The 14,682-nt window shown below is 56.9% G+C and carries 20 protein-coding genes; 1 reads left to right on the forward strand and 19 read right to left on the reverse strand.

What is annotated here, in order from left to right; translation table 11 throughout:
- Positions 1-10: 10 nt before the first annotated feature.
- The 13 genes from RQI55_RS22310 to RQI55_RS22370 form a co-directional block, all read right to left on the reverse strand.
- Entirely contained in the window at positions 11-445 is a 435-nt protein-coding gene (locus tag RQI55_RS22310) for an HK97-gp10 family putative phage morphogenesis protein (protein WP_311273537.1), read from the reverse strand.
- Positions 445-795, reverse strand: a complete 351-nt coding sequence (locus RQI55_RS22315; RefSeq protein ID WP_311273536.1) for a phage head closure protein — start codon at positions 793-795, stop codon at positions 445-447. Before RQI55_RS22315 ends, RQI55_RS22310 begins: the two co-directional genes overlap by 1 nt.
- The gene (locus RQI55_RS22320; protein WP_311273535.1) at positions 780-1,076 is read right to left on the reverse strand and encodes a head-tail connector protein; all 297 of its coding nucleotides are present in this window, start codon (positions 1,074-1,076) and stop codon (positions 780-782) included. Before RQI55_RS22320 ends, RQI55_RS22315 begins: the two co-directional genes overlap by 16 nt.
- 9 nt (positions 1,077-1,085) lie before the next feature.
- Positions 1,086-1,397: a hypothetical protein gene (locus RQI55_RS22325; protein ID WP_311273534.1), complete on the reverse strand. Its 312-nt coding sequence runs from the start codon at positions 1,395-1,397 to the stop codon at positions 1,086-1,088.
- A gap of 63 nt (positions 1,398-1,460) precedes the next feature.
- Positions 1,461-2,735 carry a phage major capsid protein gene (locus RQI55_RS22330; RefSeq protein ID WP_311273533.1) on the reverse strand — a complete coding sequence of 425 codons (1,275 nt, stop codon included), beginning with the start codon at positions 2,733-2,735 and terminating at the stop codon, positions 1,461-1,463.
- Between the two features lie 9 nt (positions 2,736-2,744).
- Positions 2,745-3,620: a head maturation protease, ClpP-related gene (locus RQI55_RS22335; protein WP_311273532.1), complete on the reverse strand. Its 876-nt coding sequence runs from the start codon at positions 3,618-3,620 to the stop codon at positions 2,745-2,747.
- On the reverse strand, positions 3,610-4,890 hold the full coding sequence (locus tag RQI55_RS22340) for a phage portal protein (protein WP_311273531.1): 1,281 nt from the start codon (positions 4,888-4,890) through the stop codon (positions 3,610-3,612). The genes RQI55_RS22335 and RQI55_RS22340 overlap by 11 nt, the downstream gene beginning before the upstream one ends.
- A gap of 1 nt (position 4,891) precedes the next feature.
- Positions 4,892-6,598, reverse strand: a complete 1,707-nt coding sequence (locus RQI55_RS22345; protein ID WP_311273530.1) for a terminase TerL endonuclease subunit — start codon at positions 6,596-6,598, stop codon at positions 4,892-4,894.
- Positions 6,577-7,035, reverse strand: coding sequence for a hypothetical protein (locus tag RQI55_RS22350; protein ID WP_311273529.1), 459 nt, complete (start codon positions 7,033-7,035; stop codon positions 6,577-6,579). The genes RQI55_RS22345 and RQI55_RS22350 overlap by 22 nt, the downstream gene beginning before the upstream one ends.
- Positions 7,036-7,116: 81 nt before the next feature.
- Positions 7,117-7,371 (reverse strand): hypothetical protein, encoded by a 255-nt coding sequence (locus RQI55_RS22355; RefSeq protein ID WP_311273528.1) that lies wholly within the window; start codon positions 7,369-7,371, stop codon positions 7,117-7,119.
- Positions 7,372-7,375: 4 nt separating this feature from the next.
- Positions 7,376-7,738 (reverse strand): HNH endonuclease signature motif containing protein, encoded by a 363-nt coding sequence (locus RQI55_RS22360; RefSeq protein WP_311273527.1) that lies wholly within the window; start codon positions 7,736-7,738, stop codon positions 7,376-7,378.
- Between the two features lie 213 nt (positions 7,739-7,951).
- Entirely contained in the window at positions 7,952-8,638 is a 687-nt protein-coding gene (locus tag RQI55_RS22365; protein ID WP_311273526.1) for a transcription termination/antitermination NusG family protein, read from the reverse strand.
- Complete coding sequence (locus RQI55_RS22370) at positions 8,625-9,974, reverse strand: helix-turn-helix domain-containing protein (protein WP_311273525.1); 1,350 nt, start codon at positions 9,972-9,974, stop codon at positions 8,625-8,627. The genes RQI55_RS22365 and RQI55_RS22370 overlap by 14 nt, the downstream gene beginning before the upstream one ends.
- A 116-nt stretch (positions 9,975-10,090) precedes the next feature.
- On the opposite strand from RQI55_RS22370, the gene RQI55_RS22375 reads away from it, so the two are divergent.
- A complete protein-coding gene (locus tag RQI55_RS22375) occupies positions 10,091-10,789 on the forward strand; it encodes a hypothetical protein (RefSeq protein ID WP_311273524.1) in 699 nt (232 codons plus the stop codon).
- A gap of 44 nt (positions 10,790-10,833) precedes the next feature.
- Here RQI55_RS22375 and RQI55_RS22380 read toward each other — a convergent pair whose 3' ends face one another.
- The 6 genes from RQI55_RS22380 to RQI55_RS22405 are packed head-to-tail and all read right to left on the reverse strand — an operon-like array spanning position 10,834 to position 14,680.
- Positions 10,834-11,133, reverse strand: a complete 300-nt coding sequence (locus RQI55_RS22380; protein WP_311273523.1) for a hypothetical protein — start codon at positions 11,131-11,133, stop codon at positions 10,834-10,836.
- Entirely contained in the window at positions 11,130-13,028 is a 1,899-nt protein-coding gene (locus tag RQI55_RS22385) for an MT-A70 family methyltransferase (protein WP_311273522.1), read from the reverse strand. The genes RQI55_RS22380 and RQI55_RS22385 overlap by 4 nt, the downstream gene beginning before the upstream one ends.
- On the reverse strand, positions 13,028-13,306 hold the full coding sequence (locus tag RQI55_RS22390; protein ID WP_243256974.1) for a DUF2312 domain-containing protein: 279 nt from the start codon (positions 13,304-13,306) through the stop codon (positions 13,028-13,030). The genes RQI55_RS22385 and RQI55_RS22390 overlap by 1 nt, the downstream gene beginning before the upstream one ends.
- Before the next feature lie 53 nt (positions 13,307-13,359).
- Entirely contained in the window at positions 13,360-13,596 is a 237-nt protein-coding gene (locus RQI55_RS22395; protein WP_311273521.1) for a hypothetical protein, read from the reverse strand.
- A complete protein-coding gene (locus RQI55_RS22400) occupies positions 13,593-13,760 on the reverse strand; it encodes a hypothetical protein (protein ID WP_311273520.1) in 168 nt (55 codons plus the stop codon). The genes RQI55_RS22395 and RQI55_RS22400 overlap by 4 nt, the downstream gene beginning before the upstream one ends.
- Positions 13,757-14,680: a ParB N-terminal domain-containing protein gene (locus tag RQI55_RS22405; RefSeq protein ID WP_311273519.1), complete on the reverse strand. Its 924-nt coding sequence runs from the start codon at positions 14,678-14,680 to the stop codon at positions 13,757-13,759. Before RQI55_RS22405 ends, RQI55_RS22400 begins: the two co-directional genes overlap by 4 nt.
- Positions 14,681-14,682: the final 2 nt, after the last annotated feature.

Below are 14,682 nucleotides of genomic sequence, written 5' to 3' on the forward strand. Positions count from 1 at the left end.
CTGTCATGACCTATTTCTTGCGAGACAAGCGTCGTGCAGCTTTCTCAATGTGGAACCACAGCGAATTCGATATCCGCGTCAAGGTCGGGACTTTTTCGGCATCCCATGCCGGTCGCATGAAAGGCTGCGCACCATGCCGCTCGTTCCCGAACTCCTGTTGAACGCCAGCAGGATTGTTCGTGCCAACGAACATCTCTTGAAAGCTCGGTGACACGTCTTCCCGATGGAGAGATCTCTGACGGGAATTAAGACGTGTCGAAACATCGATGCTTTCATAAAGATGGTATTCGTCGCGGGGCGCGAGCTGACGTGCTGCACGCGCCATCGGTTCCGCAGCGTCTTTCAGAACATCCCGCGCAACCTTTTTCCCGACAGACCGTGGAAGCGACGAAAGCGCGCGATCCAGATCCTGCAAGCCGTCAATAGTCACCCTGGTTTTTGACATCAATCCGCGTCCATAATGGCGGTTATTTCCAGAAAACGGCGGCGGCCTGCATCAACTTCTTTGATGCCCTGAATATTCCAAAGTCTGCCGTCGTGCTGAATGCGATCTGTCGGTATGACATCCCGCGTGATCTCACTGGAGCGAACGACGAAGCGGCTCATCAGCGTTGATCCGACTTGCCCGGCACCAACCTTCTCACCATCGCTGGCATCACGTCTTCGAGCCCAAACTGTGACCAGATCAGTCCAAGTCTCAATCGGTTCGTTAAGTTCGTTGCTTGTCTCTGCTGCGCGCTGAAATGTGATGCGACGATCAAGGTCACCAGCCTCCATCATCAGACCCTCAGCCACCGGTAGGGATCCACCAGCATGGAGCTCGAACTCGGGAGCGCCAATGAGCCTGTACGGTTCTCATACATGGCGGCTACGTACATCAGAGCCGCAACCTTGAACACGGCTTCCTTGCCAACGGGCACAAGAGATAAATTGCAGTACTGAAGAACGGCGCTTTCAGCAGCGCTCATGTAGGCTTCGATAAGAGCGTCGTCGTCCGGGACATCAACGCGAAGATGCTGTTTCACCTCATCAAGAGTGTACAGCGGCCCTGTCGTAAGAACGACGACGTCTCCCATGATGTTTGCCTACTCTCTGGTTTTTTGGTTCTGTTCTACAGCCTCACGACCCGTCAAAGTCGGATCATTGAAGTCGATACGGTTTTGCGTTTCCGACGTGCCTTTGCGCGGATCCGCATCCACCGCGATGTGCGATGGATCGACGTCCGGTACCGACTGGATGGGCACGCCTGAAGGTGCAAATTCGGAAGCCGCTGCAATCCCAGCCGCACTGTCCTCGCCGGTTGCCACCGCAGGTTTTGCAGCCTCAGTCTTCACCATTGTGGCCTTGCCAGTCTTGACCGTGGTGGCCTTGCCCGTGGTCGTCTTTGTCATAGCCATTTCGCTATCCTCTGTTGAAGTCAGGGTGAAAGCGGCGGATCAATCCGCCGCCTCTCGTTGCGCTTATGGGTTCACTGCGATCTTGAGCGCGCGCATGGGTTCGGGGTTATAAACACCGCCACCAACACGTTTCGTGGTGTAGAAATGCACGAACGGCTTGTTCGTGAACGGGTCACGCAGCACACGGATGCCGACGCGATCGACGACCAGGTAGGTTGCTTCCATATCGCCATAGAGCGCCGCGATATTGTTGGCCGCGACATTCGGCATGTCCGGGATCTCAACAATCGACTCACCTGCAAGCGTTGCTGGCTGACCTGCCGCAAAGGAAGGTTGCCACAGGTAGTTTCCCTGTCCGTCCTTCAGCTTACGCATGGAAGCCTGCGCCAGGCGGCCGGTGTAGAGCTTGGCATTCTGACGGTAGACAGCAGGCACCGAATAGAAGAGATCGATGAAAGCGTCCGAGGCAATGCCAGCGGCAGCACCACTGTTGATGACCTCGATCGCACCCCACGGATGACGAGCCGCGTTAGCCGCGCCGGTGACGTAAGTCAGAATGCCATGCGGTTTGTTGACGCCGTCGCCAGACAGAAACGCAATACCTTCCTGTCGTGCAAACTCGGTATCGACTTCAGCCCCCAGCCATTCTTCCAGGTTGATCGCGGAGTCATCGAGGAGCTGCTGCGAGATCGCAGGATTGGCGTAGATTTCGCCAAGCGGGAAATCCAGCTGTCCGATCTGCGGTGTCGAGGTTGCAGGCCGCGACGCTGTCTCACCAACCCAGCCCGAACCGACAGCGCGATCGGTAAAGAGCTTCTTGAACCCTGCACCCGTGATCGAGATCACACGTGCATTGGCACGGATAGGCGACACCAGCTTGAGCTTGCCTGTGATGGTCCGGTCCCACTCGACAGGAGCCAGATAGCCACCATCTTCGGCGACACCCTTCGTCATGGCGGACTTGACGTCACCCTTGCGCATGTGGGCCTTGAAGGCATCGACATATTCAGGGTCGGCAGGAATGTCGCCGATCACACCGGTACCAATCTCAGCGGCCGCAAGCTTGGCATTCAGATCGTCAAGCGCCTTTTGAAAGTTCGCCTGAAGATCGCCAACAGCAGTGTTGATCCGCTCCACCTTTTCCGTGGTGACGATATCATCTGACTTAGCCTTCAGCTTCTCGTCGTTGGACTTCTTGAAGTCCTCAAAAGCCGCCTTCAGCTCCGTCAACATCGCCTTCGGATCGGATGAATCCGCGCGCGGGGTTGCATGGACGGCGCGTGGCATCGGCGCAAGCGCCGTCGAGGCCGCAAACGCAGCCTGAGAAATATGCTTCATTATAATCTCCTAAGAACGAAGCGTGGATAAGAGTCCGATCAGGTCGGACCAGTCATCGCCAGCGCCGGGCGTGGCTTCAGTGGCAGCGCCAGGCGTGCCCTTGATCTTGTTAATGCGGGCGCGCGCATCGGAGCGCGTCATTCCCGCTGACACGAGCGAAATTTCTGTCGCTCGCAATTCGTTGATGGATCTGTCGTTCGCCTTCGCATCCTCGTCGACAGTCATGCTGTCCGATGTAAGAAGGCTGTCAGCAAAACCACGGCTGATGGCTTGTGATCCGGACATGTACGTCTCCGCATCCATCCATTTCGCTATCTCTTTCGCGTCTTGCCCGGATCGGGCGGCATAGAGATCCACCATGGCCTGATCGAACGGCTCGAGCCATTCGCTCGTCTCACGCATGTCGTGCCTGTTACCGACAGCAACGACCCAGCAATTGTGGATCATGATGAACGATGCGGCACCGATCTCAATGGTATCGCCTGCCATGGCGATTATGGATGCTGCCGACGCGGCCATGCCCATGATCTTGACAGTGATCGGCTGCGAATGTTCGCGAAGAACGTTGTAAACAGCGATCCCCTCAAACATGTCGCCGCCTGGGCTGTTGATTTGCACCTCAACCGGGCGCGGTCCGATCGCTCGCAGCTGCGCTGCGATCCTCTTGGCTGTCACCCCGCCACCAGACCAGTAATCTTCACCAATGGCTTCAAACATTGTGATGACGTTGTCGCCCTGATCGACAGCGCGAACGCCAGCAGATTCAGAAGCCCATTTATCAAACACGCTTGGCTTTGTCAGAGCGGACACATCTCGGTTGGCAGGAACTGGCAATGCGCCTGGACGAGCCTTGGCAAAGACCTGTAGCGAATGCTCATGTGTCATTTTCACGGGTCTCCTTTGGGACAGCGGCACTGGCTGTGCCCTTGCTGACCGTGTTTCCGTCAGGTGTTTCAGGATAGTCCGAGAGATCGCGGACTTCGTTCTGCGAAAGCCAGCCAGGCGCGCCACCGGTGCCAAGGGCTTTTGCGAAGAAGTCAGCCTGGTCTTTCATCGATCCGCGCAGTAGTGCACCCGGATTGAATTTTGCGGAGTAGCGATCCCGCTCACTCTCCTCCAGGAGGCTTCGTTCCGCCGCCTGTTGCCAGCTCTCGAACCAAGGCCCCAGCGCATATTGGACGAAGAAGCGACCAAGCGCCTCGATGCCAGAACCCCAGCTGGTCTCATCAACCATGAGAAGCGGTCTAGGAACGCCGGTCACGCGGGCAATTTCCTCGACCTGCATCTTCCGGGCTTCAATAAGCTGCGAGTCTTTGGCGTTGGTGGCACGGGTGCTGTATTTCATGCCCTCTTCAAGAATGAGGTTCTTACCTGCATTCTCAGCGCCCTCTTTTTCCGCGAGAGACGCTTGCAGTCTGTCGAAAGCAGTGTCCGATAGTTTTCCGGGATGCTCCAGCGCACCGCCGACCATGGAACCGTTCTTGAAAATACGAGCCGCTGCAAGTTCGGCAGACAGTGCAATCCCGATCGCGTCCCTCGCCTGCTTCACCAGCGATATGCCGTTGATGCCGTCGATCGACACGCCACGCAGGTGGAAGATCTCGTCGCCAGCATAGAGTTTATGCCCGCCAGTCTTGGGTTGGTACCGATAGCTGACCGACCAGTCTGCGTTCTGGATCGGCGTCACTCTTTCCGGGTCCAGCGGTATGAGACGTGACACAGCGCGCCGGCCCGTTTTCAGGTTTGGACCTCTGATAATCAGGGCGTAGGCGTTCCCATGGGCCAAGGCCCGCAACTGCATCAACACCCGAAAATCGAATGCGGTCTGCCAGTTGTTGGGCTGTCGATGGAGCACCCTGTAAAGCGGGTGATCTGTCGCCTTCTCTTTGGTGTCGTCGTCGATAAGCTGAAACGGCAGCATTCCGATCGCATTCGAGATCAGGCTAAAAGCCCGAAACAGCGCAGTGTTGCGCATTGCCGTTTCGACGGTGACGGTCGCACCAGATCCAGATTCATGGCCGGTGCGCAGGAATTCCAAAAGGCGCGGATCATCCAGCGAATAAGTGACGTAACCGGTCCCACCAGAATCCGCTCTTGGCTGTGATGTCTGCACGTCCGATGCGGTAGAACCGAACCACTTGCTGAATAAACCCACGTCAAACCATCCTTATGCCGCGAGTTTCATAAACCGACGGACCATTTGCCTCCGGGTTTCTGCCCATCAGCTCGCCAGCGTTGAAGGCCGCGACCAAGGGATCGATCTTGGAGCTGGCCGTTTTCTTGTCGATGTAGATGTTGCTGCCGCGCTGTTCTGCGCTCGCGTTCTGGACGCACCAGGTCAGAAGGCCGGAGCCGCACTGCTTCATGGTGCCGTCAGCAAGCTTGCGTTCAATCCCGAAGATCGAACCGGACAGCTTGTATCCTTGCGAAACCGCCTTCACCATCGGATCGACGATTGCGTATCCGGCGAGTTCTTCCAGCAAAGCTGTCACGCCGTTAGGATCAAGCCCGATCGCGCCAACCTCCGGCAGCTTTCCGGCGTCACGTAGACTGGCAATGATGGCCGCTGCTTCCTCAACATCCTGAGTGACGCGCTTGCAGATGACCAGATCGCCATCGCGCTCGAAGTCATTCAGCTTCTCAACGATTTCAGGGTGCCGCTTGAGAACGGAAGGTTGAGCCCATGCCTTTGCCCACAGCAACCAGTGGCGTGTGAGTTTGTGACGCCCGATTGCTGCCAATCCCCAAAGGTCGAGAAGTCCGCCGACGTCGCCACCCACGACAATCACGTCGCACTCGTCGATCAGATACTGAAGCGTGATGCGCTTGTCGGCAGCGGCCTCCCAGTAGTCAGCGCCGATCCACCGATCGGAATGCAAGGCGAGGCCGATTTCCACGTTCAAGTGCTGGCTTGCCCAGCGCCGCTCTTCCTCTTCACCCTTCTTCTGGGCTGTTTGCCATTCCTCAATCAGACGATCCAGCGTGATGGAAAGCCCGAGGTTTGGCAGGACCATGTGCCAGTTAGCAGGATCCTTCCAAGGCTTCTTCGCGCTGGTCTGCATCTCTTCCGGAAATTCGTAGAGAACCGGAAGCGTGCTGCCGTCTACAATAGTGCCATCCCGGACACCCCGCGCATATTGCAGTTCAGACTTGAACACGCCCGAGGGCGGCTCGTCGCTTTGCGTGGTGATGATGATCAGGAACGATTCTTTGTTCGGGATCAAACCACCACTGATCTGCCCGAGAACACGCGAGGCGTAGGAGTAAGAAGACATCACGTGGAGCTCGTCGAGCAAGACGCCGGCAGGCTTCGATCCCGTCAGCACCTTCATGTCGAACGTCTTGATCCGCAGCTTCGCCTTGTTGAGGCGATCGACAATCGTCTTCTTGTGCTCGATCGCATGAAAACGCTTGGCGAGATATGGATCCGCTTCGATCATGCCGGCAGCTTGCTGATAAGCCGTGTCGGCAACGTCCTGTGTCGGCCCAATCAACAAAAACTCGGCGCGTGGCCGCTTGTTCATCAACAGCGCCGTGACCATGATGCCCGCGCCGCCTGTCGTCTTGGAATTCTTCTTCGGCACCAGGCCAAAGACGTTGCGCACATGCCGCTCGCCATTCTCGTCGATCGAGCCGAAGATTGCCCGGACGATATCGCGGAACCAGTCACCGGCAGCGTCCGCCATGTAAGGCTGGTCTGGTACGTCTGGCAGCCGAAGATTATCAAAAATGCCAACCGCTCTATTGCCCTCATCGAGATCCAGCGGAAGGTCCGGAACGATCGGGCGACCGTCCCGTAGGCGCTCCGCCCAGTCAGGGCATGAGAAATTCCAGTCGGCCTTTATTGCAGAAGCGTAGCCCATGGAGTGCCTTCATGCGCCGTATGGGCGTCTCTGTCGGCGGCCTCCTTCTTGCCGAGCTTTTCATCCGGTGTTTTCTCCGGAGATCTCGGTATCGGCACAGCAGGCGCACCCTTTTCAATGATGTCGAAGATGCGCGAAATCGCGACCGAGTTGCCGGACTTCATTTTCTTGAGCGTGACTTCCAGCGCCATGCCCTCGATCTGGTCAGCGCCGTCTTGGAGCTCTCGGGAAAAATTCTTTCGCAATGTCTTCGCATCGCATCCGAGATACCCGGCAATCCTGTCTTGCGTCCAACCAGCCGCACGGAGTAGGCACACAAGCTCTTGATTTTCCTTGTTCTTTCCGAACGAAGGCCTACCGCGTCGATCTTTGATGGGCTCAATCGGTTTGCCGAACAGATCGTGTTCGACATCCTTTCCGGAAAAATCGTCAGACACGGTAAAAAAAATCTCCGAATGAGGGGGACGCGGGTGCGGGAGGAAGTAGCCTTCCAGACTTTTGAGCCGCCCCCCTTTGGGTCATGCCTGCCCTGCCGATCGGGTAAGGATGGTTTCGATCATGTAATCCGAACAATACGGCATCACAGGATCACCATCTTGGAATTCAAGCTCACCGCGACGCTCGATCTCAGCTAGCCCTCTATCAGCCAAGTACTGACCTATCGTCATGATCTTGACGATCTCATCGGAAGGCAGATCTTCAACAACCAAACCACAAGCAAGAGACTTCGCTACCTGTTCAAGCTCATCCTTCGTCATCTCGATTGCATCCATCGCTTCACCAACGGCCTCGCGACCGCTCCTCTCGTTGCTTCAGTGTGTCGTGGCATGGCTTGCACAGCGTCTGCAGGTTCGTCTCATCGAAGAACAGTACCTCGTCACCCTTGTGAGGTTTGACGTGGTCGCAGATGAGTTTCGATGGGTGACCGAAGATCTTTCCGCATCCCGCCATCTGGCACGTGAACAGATCACGCGTGAATGTCTGGATGCGCAGACGCTTCCATCTGACCAGCTGGTACCACTTGCGCCATGGCTCTGCTGTCTGACGATGCTTGTTGCGGTCCTGCTCATCACCAGGCGCTGGACCCAAGCGAGGTGGCAACGTGCCGAGCGTCGGCTTGAGTGTCGTAAGTCTGGCCATATATCTAGAAAGCAAAAAGGCGACCGCTAGGCCGCCTCATCATTCCGTCAATCATAGCTGTAGCACTGGCCCTGAATCGGCGTCTCGCTTTGGAGACTGTCAGGGTTGGGACGTGCCGGTAAGCAGCTCTGGGTTTCCCCAATCGCTGATGATCAAGTCATCAACTCAAAAGCCCACACATGGGATCCACGTTTATCCAGTGCCGAATAGCTCTCACAATTTTTCGATCTGCGCAATATCCAATTCGACCGGCGTCGCACGTCCAAAGATACTGACTTCGACACTGATGCGAAACTTCTCAACAGCGTCGATCTTTGTCACGGTACCAGGGAACGACGCGAACGGTCCGTCTGTTACTTTCACATGCTCACCCACCATGAATGCAACGGAAGAAACGGGCCGCTGATTATAGTTGCCTTCTTCCGCCATGCTTTTGAATTTGCTAACAGACTCATCTTTAGCCCACCATGGGCCGACAGCGCCACCGATGATGCCGATGACGCCATCAACACGAAGCAAACCAGCGATCGCATGAGGGATATTGAGGCATCTAACCAGCACGTAACCACGCATCACAGCCGCCTCAGGAACTAGGCGTTGACGGCCTCGTCTGACCACTTTGTACGGTGCGCGCTTAGCTACAAGCACATCAACATCAGCGTTCACCAATATCTTTTCCACAGCCATTTCTCTGCCCGACATGACCTGAAGGCAAAACCATCTGGGTTTCATGTCTGGCTCGTCGGCGATGATTCGCTGAGTGACCCGCATTGAGGCCATGGATAGCTGACTAATCGAGAGCCGATTCGCGGCAATCACCTTGTCTTGTTTGAAGTCAGAAAATGATCGAACATCTATACGGGTGGCCGATATCAGGTCTTTAGGGTCATGCTGCATCATCGCCCGTCCCTTTTGCCTTGATATCCATTACCGCACGTCGGAATTCGTCCAAGCCTTCCGGCCCGCCCTTCGGGAACCACACCACAGGCATGCGCCCCGTGTCCGGTATCCAGAGCCAGTCCATCGCCTGGTAGTGGGCCCGCCAAGCCTCAAAGACCTCAGAGCCAACAGGAACCGGTTCGCAGAGATCGGAGAAGACTGAATACTTGCCTTCAGCGGTACCGCGCTCACGAGCCGTCGCCAGCCGATAGAGGTTTTTGACCTCTGGAAAGCCGCTCTCCATCACGCGCACGCGGTAATCCGCTTGCTCGAAATCATCGGGGAAGATCAACGATCCATCGTGGGCAAGCTCGATACCCTTCTTGGCGATGTAGGATAGCGCCCGCGCCTCGCTGGAACGGCGCATGGTTTCAAACACACCGGTCACGGTAGCCCGTAGATCTTGCGGGTATTCGATCTCGACAGGCCCATCCAGATAGGCCGAAACGCACAGTCCTGCCCAGATCGGCCCGAAAGGAGCAACCGCGATCCGCTCGCTCGCGGCATGTGCCGCACCCTTCACGACGGCCGCCACATCGAGAAACTTCCGATCCCTCAGATAGACGCCTAGCGCCACAGGCTTGATCCGACGGCGCTTGCACTCTTCGAGGTAAACATCACGGCGCTCTTCTGCCTGATTGCGCTCCTCAGCCGTCAGCTTGGCAAATTGCTTGATGGCCCAGTCGGTGGAAGATCCGATCGCATCCGGCCAAGGGTTGCTGTGCCGACCGATCTCAAGCGCCTTCACACGTTTCGGAAATTTCGAAGGGTCGTCGTTCTGATCTTCTTCCAAATCCCCGCGCGCACGCTCTCTCTCTGTTCGTTTATCAGGAGGCGTTAAAGTAGAGGCGTTAATAGGTGCCGGTCCAGAACAGGCAGGGGGTGCCTGTCTAGGATCGGCAGGGGGTGCCGGTATACCGGCAGGGGGTGCGGCTTTGTCGAAGTCTAGATTAGGATCAAATTCCTTCTGATCGTCTTCATCCCATGCATCAAACGCAGAGCTATCGACGTTGGAATCGTAAATCACACGGTACCAATGAGCGCTGTCGCGACCGTTTGGACTGGCCACCTCACGGCGCTCCACCGCACCGATCTCCACAAGCCGCGTGATGGCGGACTGGACGGTGGAGCGAGAACAAGCAAGCGCCTGGGCAAGCTTGACCTGACTGCGTCGGCACCATCCATGGCGCGTGTTCGCGTTGCGACCCAGCATGCATAGCACCTGAAGGTCTTTCCCTTTCAGGCGCGGATCCGCGATGATCCAGCCGGGAATGATGGATAGTCTGGGCTCATTCATAACGCCCCCTCCATTGTGGCGCGAGGCAAAATACCAGCGGTTAACTGTCTCCGTAAACTCGACGTCAATTGCTTACCGATACTAGCCGTGCGCATAGAAATCAGGGGGTGCAACAATTGAAAATAGAAAAATATAAGGCTTTTAGTGCCGCACTTCCACTTCTGGCTGCAGTGGTGCTTATTGTTGTTTTTCTCACCGGCTTTTATTGGCGTGTCAGCGTCCATAATGTGATGTGCAGCGGTGCAGCGGACGAGCACTGCGGGCGGGAGTGGCTCACAACTTTGGGAACACTCGCCGCTGCGTTTATAGCGGCCCCAGCACTGGCTTTGGGTCTCGGACAAATACAGAACGCGTCTCGCCATCATAACGAGCTTCTTCAATTGCAACTCCAGCCAAAGTTCGCACTTTCTCAGCGAATTGCAGAATTGGCGGACCGTATCGATACAGCGAGGCAAAATGTTTGGGCCGCGCTCAACCACGATTTCGAGGGACGATTTAGTGATGAAGCGTCGCTTGAAAGCGCTTATCGAAGTGCTTTTCGCGACTACAACCGAATAAGGGGACTTCTCCAAAACCCTGACTTCTTGGATTTTGAGAAAGAAATCGGTAGTGGGAAGCCGCATGCGCTCGACGATTTGCGCCAGAGAATGGGAACCACGTACCAGCCGTCTGGGCCGACCGCTGAGGGCATACCGCGTGATCTTTTCATGACAAGCAGGATAGAGATTTTGCACAACGCTGATGCTGTGAATAGTTATGCTAACGCATGCCTCCGACAAGCCGCCATTTACATGTCGCGGTGGAGTCGGGACTAAAAAGTTAGCTGCGGATGTACCTGACTGATCGTTTTTCTGCATAATCATCTAAACCCAAAGAGCGGGGGCATGCCGAGCGCGACACGTTCCATTCGCCCCCGCGCCACACCAACCAGCATATTGCAATTCTTGCCCCCATCCGCGTCGCGCTCGCGCCGCAGGTCCACCAGCTCGGCATCGAGATAGTCGAGCCCTTCGTTGAAACGGGCATTCAGAAGCCGGTTCCGGATTGTCATCTCGCAGGAAAGCAGCACATCGAGCGGGCAAGTGAGTAGCCATGCCGCCCGCTCTTCACGGGTCTGCGCAGCCTCCAGCTTTTCGATGCGAGGTATGGGAATAATCATCCTGCACCGCCCTCCGACAGGCCACGAGCCTCCCAGATCTCTTCTATGCAACGAAGGCCATACCGAGCATCGGCGCGGTGTCTGTCGCTGCAAACGCTGGATCTGTCGGAAAGCACGCCCTCTAGCTCCGCCCTCAGACGAAGAAGACCGCGCCGCACCGCATCGTCGAAAGAGCCGGAGTTCTTTGAGCGCGGATGCGCAGATCCGCAAAAGCCCGACATCTCAAAACGGGAGGAAATTTCGAATGATCCGTCCTGCCCGAGATAAACCTCAAAAGACGCATAGGAGCGCCCCTTGCGGAACACCTCGAATGCCTCAATAGGTTCATCCGCAACACGGGCTGCCTGCTGGTCCGGAGCAGTATCAACGACGACATCCGGAGATGCCTCAAAACCCCAAAACGACCATTTCCCGGAAAGTCTGATATCGCCTTCAGCAAGACTTTCCTTGCGCTGGAAAAGCTCAAGTTTCGGCATATCTGGATAGAGCCCGTCGAGCTGCTCCGCGAACCACACAGGCTTGCGACTGTGCTCACCTTTTTTCTCGGAATAGAGGCTGGGAGGTTGGGTGCCCATTTCAGGCGCGAGCGAGATCTTGCCACGCTTACCGATCAAGACCATCTCTGCCCTGTCTCGAACCCACCGGCCCATGCCGATATCGACCTTGTCCCAGACGATGGCGGACACATGCTCAAAGCCCCACGCCTCAAGCACATCGATGCCGTCATCAATTCGGTTGAACGGCACCCAAAGCCACAGCACCGCATCAGGCGTAAACGGACTTGCATCGCCGGCACATAGCGCCTTGATTTCGTCGAGGGGCATCGAGGGGTACATGAGCCCTTTGTCCTGCCCCGTCTCGTCAGACCACGCTTCCTGTTGCCAAGGCGGATCCACATAGCCGATCGGAAATGCAGCACGCGGCATCTTGCCAGCAACGGCGGTCCCCTTGTCGGCAATGGCCTTGACGATATCGGCCCGGATCGTTCGGCTCATCTGCATTTTTTCGGTGCGGAATTGTTTGGCCTTAGCCTCGGTCTCGCGCCGATCAGCCAGCGCCCCTTCAATCCAGGCAATCTGCTGTTCCGGCTCCAACCTTTTCAGCCGGTCAAGCGTCGCGCCGGTATTCAACGGCGTGGCGGAAATCATCCGCAAGGCCCGCTCGCTAACCTTCTCGCCGCGCTCCGCATCGCGCTGGATGGAACGTTCCGATTGTCCCGTCGCCTCGGCAGTCGCAGCCGTAAAACGCTTGACCTCGTCGCCAACTTGGCGACGAGGGTCTAATGCAGTCCGCCCACCCTCACCTTGCGACACCCCCTTCGCCGTCTCTGGATGCTTCAGAAGATAGATCTCTTTCCGCCGAAAAACGAAAAGCGCCCTGTCCGCCGGCGTCAGGTCACTGCGAATAAGGTTCTCGTCGATTTCCCAAAGCTCACGGTCCAGCGCATCCCCCTGATAGTGGACGCACGGTACGGTTTCGTACCCAAGCCGACGCATCGCCTCAAGGCGGTGTTCCCCGGCTGAAAGCTCAACCACCTCATCAGAGGTAAGACCATAAACCGATATCGGGTTTCGCAACCCATGCTCCGGAATGGAGGCCATCAGCGCCGCAACTTTCTCCTCACTCAAGGTGCGAAGGCGTTTGCCGACAGTGATGGAAGCAATGGCGCGTTCGGAATTCGCGACGACGGGCACGGCCTGACCAGTCGCTATTCCCGTGAACTCATGCGCCGCGCTGGTCGGATACCAGCGCCCACTCACCTTTGGGTCACGAGCAAGAAATCCCTTCTCGTGAAGCTTGACCGCCGATTGCCGGTCCGCTTCGGATAGCGCGTCATAGGTTCCGGTTTGGCACGCCGCGACCAGAACGGATTGCTGTTTTTCGCCAAGCGCCATCACAGCTCCTCCATACCGAGGGCAGCGAGATAGACATCGAGAACCGCCCGCTCGTTGGAGAGCGTGTCGCCGTCTGTCTTGCGGATCTTGATGATGGTGCGAATGGCTTTCGTGTCATAACCGAGGGCCTTTGCCTCAGCCATCACCGCTTTCTCATCATTCTTGATGACGTCTTTGTCTTCAGCCAGGCGCTCCATCCGCTCTATAATCGAGCGAAGCTTTTGCGCGGCAATGGGTTCGCTGCCAAGCTGGTCGCCGGGGCGTTCCCCTGCCCGCATTGGCTCGTCGGTTCCGGGTGCGTAAAGCTTGTATGGATCGAAAGCATCACTCATCAATGCGCCCTCATCAACCGGTCAAGATAGGCTTGCCCAAGGCCAGTAAGCCGCAGGTCATATCCACTCTCGCCAATATTCACGTACCCGGCCTTGCGCAGCTCGAGCGCCTTCGCCCTCGCCTCCAGCGTGGCGCTGATCGACAGTGTCCCGCCCGCGAAACGCACTGCGCGCAATTGTGCCCGCGCGGCGTCGGAAACAGGCTTCAGTTCCAGAGTGTTGGATTCATGCTTCATCGATCACTCTCCTCAAGAATGCGGCAAACCTCGCTTTCGGCGAGGCTGAGATCCGCTGCGATTTCGTGGGTGGATTTGCCGCCGCGCCAGCGCTCCAGCACCCGCGCATCGCGGGCCAAAGTGACGAGAGACGGACGCCGGGTTTCGACCATGCACAGGCTCATGGGCTCGATCCGATCTTGCCAATGCGATCGAGGGTTTCCTGACGGCTCAACTTTTCTGGTGCAGGAAGCGCCATTCGCGCGGGGAATGTCTTGTCCAGCCACTGCAAGACGCCAGCACGCCACGCTTCCGATTTAGGCGGGTACCGTTCGCCAATACGCTGTTTGGCGCGGCGCTCCTGGTGATCGCGGTCAATCATGTCCCAGATGTCGAACTGAGACAGCGCATTGCTGAAATCGGGATTCGCCAGTGCGGCGGGACGCTCTGTCAGCGCCATCAACAGCGGCACGAGAACCGCATTCTCCCAGATCTCGCGGTTGTCGTTGTAACCTTCCGTCGCCATCAGGATCTTGAGGGCAGCAATTAACGGGCCGCGTGGCCTCGTTTCGATAACAGACAGAAAGCCTTTGACCCCGAAGATTTCGCCCGGCTTCTTAGTCAGTGACGATCCGTTGCTCGTCATGAGACGGCAGCCTGATGATTTGGCGATATCCTTGGCGTTGACCGCCCATTCTTCGCCGGCCGCGAGCGCCGCTTTCAGCAGTTGGTGATAAGTCACCGCCGTAACCACGCCATTCACCGCCGCAAATGCCGCCGCCTGTTCGGCCTGCGTCATATGCACAATCTGGCAAGGCACCTGTTTGAACCCGCAGATCGCGGCGGCATGGGTGCGGTGCTGTCCATCGATGATCGCATATGCCCCACCCTCAACCGGTGCGACGAAGACTGGCGAGAACATCGACCATTTGAAATTGGCTGCAATCTTGCGAATGGCTTTCCAGTTCTGGACTTTCAAGTCACGCTGATAGGTTTCATCCACGACCAGGTCGCCGATATCCAGCCACTGGAGAATGGGCGCACCGCCAGCACTGACGGTTTCAGGCTTCTCGATCTTGGAAAACTCGATTTTGCGCATGGGCATGC

Origin of the sequence: Rhizobium sp. WCS2018Hpa-16, from assembly GCF_031843705.1 — a bacterium.
GTDB lineage: Bacteria > Pseudomonadota > Alphaproteobacteria > Rhizobiales > Rhizobiaceae > Agrobacterium > Agrobacterium tumefaciens_C.

Coding starts and splice junctions, on each gene's coding strand:
- RQI55_RS22310 (WP_311273537.1), bottom strand. CDS start 445: ATGTCAAAAACCAGGGTGACTATTGACGGCTTGCAGGATCTGGATCGC.
- RQI55_RS22320 (WP_311273535.1), bottom strand. CDS start 1,076: ATGGGAGACGTCGTCGTTCTTACGACAGGGCCGCTGTACACTCTTGAT.
- RQI55_RS22325 (WP_311273534.1), bottom strand. CDS start 1,397: ATGGCTATGACAAAGACGACCACGGGCAAGGCCACCACGGTCAAGACT.
- RQI55_RS22330 (WP_311273533.1), bottom strand. CDS start 2,735: ATGAAGCATATTTCTCAGGCTGCGTTTGCGGCCTCGACGGCGCTTGCG.
- RQI55_RS22335 (WP_311273532.1), bottom strand. CDS start 3,620: ATGACACATGAGCATTCGCTACAGGTCTTTGCCAAGGCTCGTCCAGGC.
- RQI55_RS22345 (WP_311273530.1), bottom strand. CDS start 6,598: ATGGGCTACGCTTCTGCAATAAAGGCCGACTGGAATTTCTCATGCCCT.
- RQI55_RS22355 (WP_311273528.1), bottom strand. CDS start 7,371: ATGGATGCAATCGAGATGACGAAGGATGAGCTTGAACAGGTAGCGAAG.
- RQI55_RS22360 (WP_311273527.1), bottom strand. CDS start 7,738: ATGGCCAGACTTACGACACTCAAGCCGACGCTCGGCACGTTGCCACCT.
- RQI55_RS22365 (WP_311273526.1), bottom strand. CDS start 8,638: ATGATGCAGCATGACCCTAAAGACCTGATATCGGCCACCCGTATAGAT.
- RQI55_RS22370 (WP_311273525.1), bottom strand. CDS start 9,974: ATGAATGAGCCCAGACTATCCATCATTCCCGGCTGGATCATCGCGGAT.
- RQI55_RS22380 (WP_311273523.1), bottom strand. CDS start 11,133: ATGATTATTCCCATACCTCGCATCGAAAAGCTGGAGGCTGCGCAGACC.
- RQI55_RS22385 (WP_311273522.1), bottom strand. CDS start 13,028: ATGGCGCTTGGCGAAAAACAGCAATCCGTTCTGGTCGCGGCGTGCCAA.
- RQI55_RS22390 (WP_243256974.1), bottom strand. CDS start 13,306: ATGCGGGCAGGGGAACGCCCCGGCGACCAGCTTGGCAGCGAACCCATT.
- RQI55_RS22395 (WP_311273521.1), bottom strand. CDS start 13,596: ATGAAGCATGAATCCAACACTCTGGAACTGAAGCCTGTTTCCGACGCC.
- RQI55_RS22400 (WP_311273520.1), bottom strand. CDS start 13,760: ATGAGCCTGTGCATGGTCGAAACCCGGCGTCCGTCTCTCGTCACTTTG.
- RQI55_RS22405 (WP_311273519.1), bottom strand. CDS start 14,680: ATGCCCATGCGCAAAATCGAGTTTTCCAAGATCGAGAAGCCTGAAACC.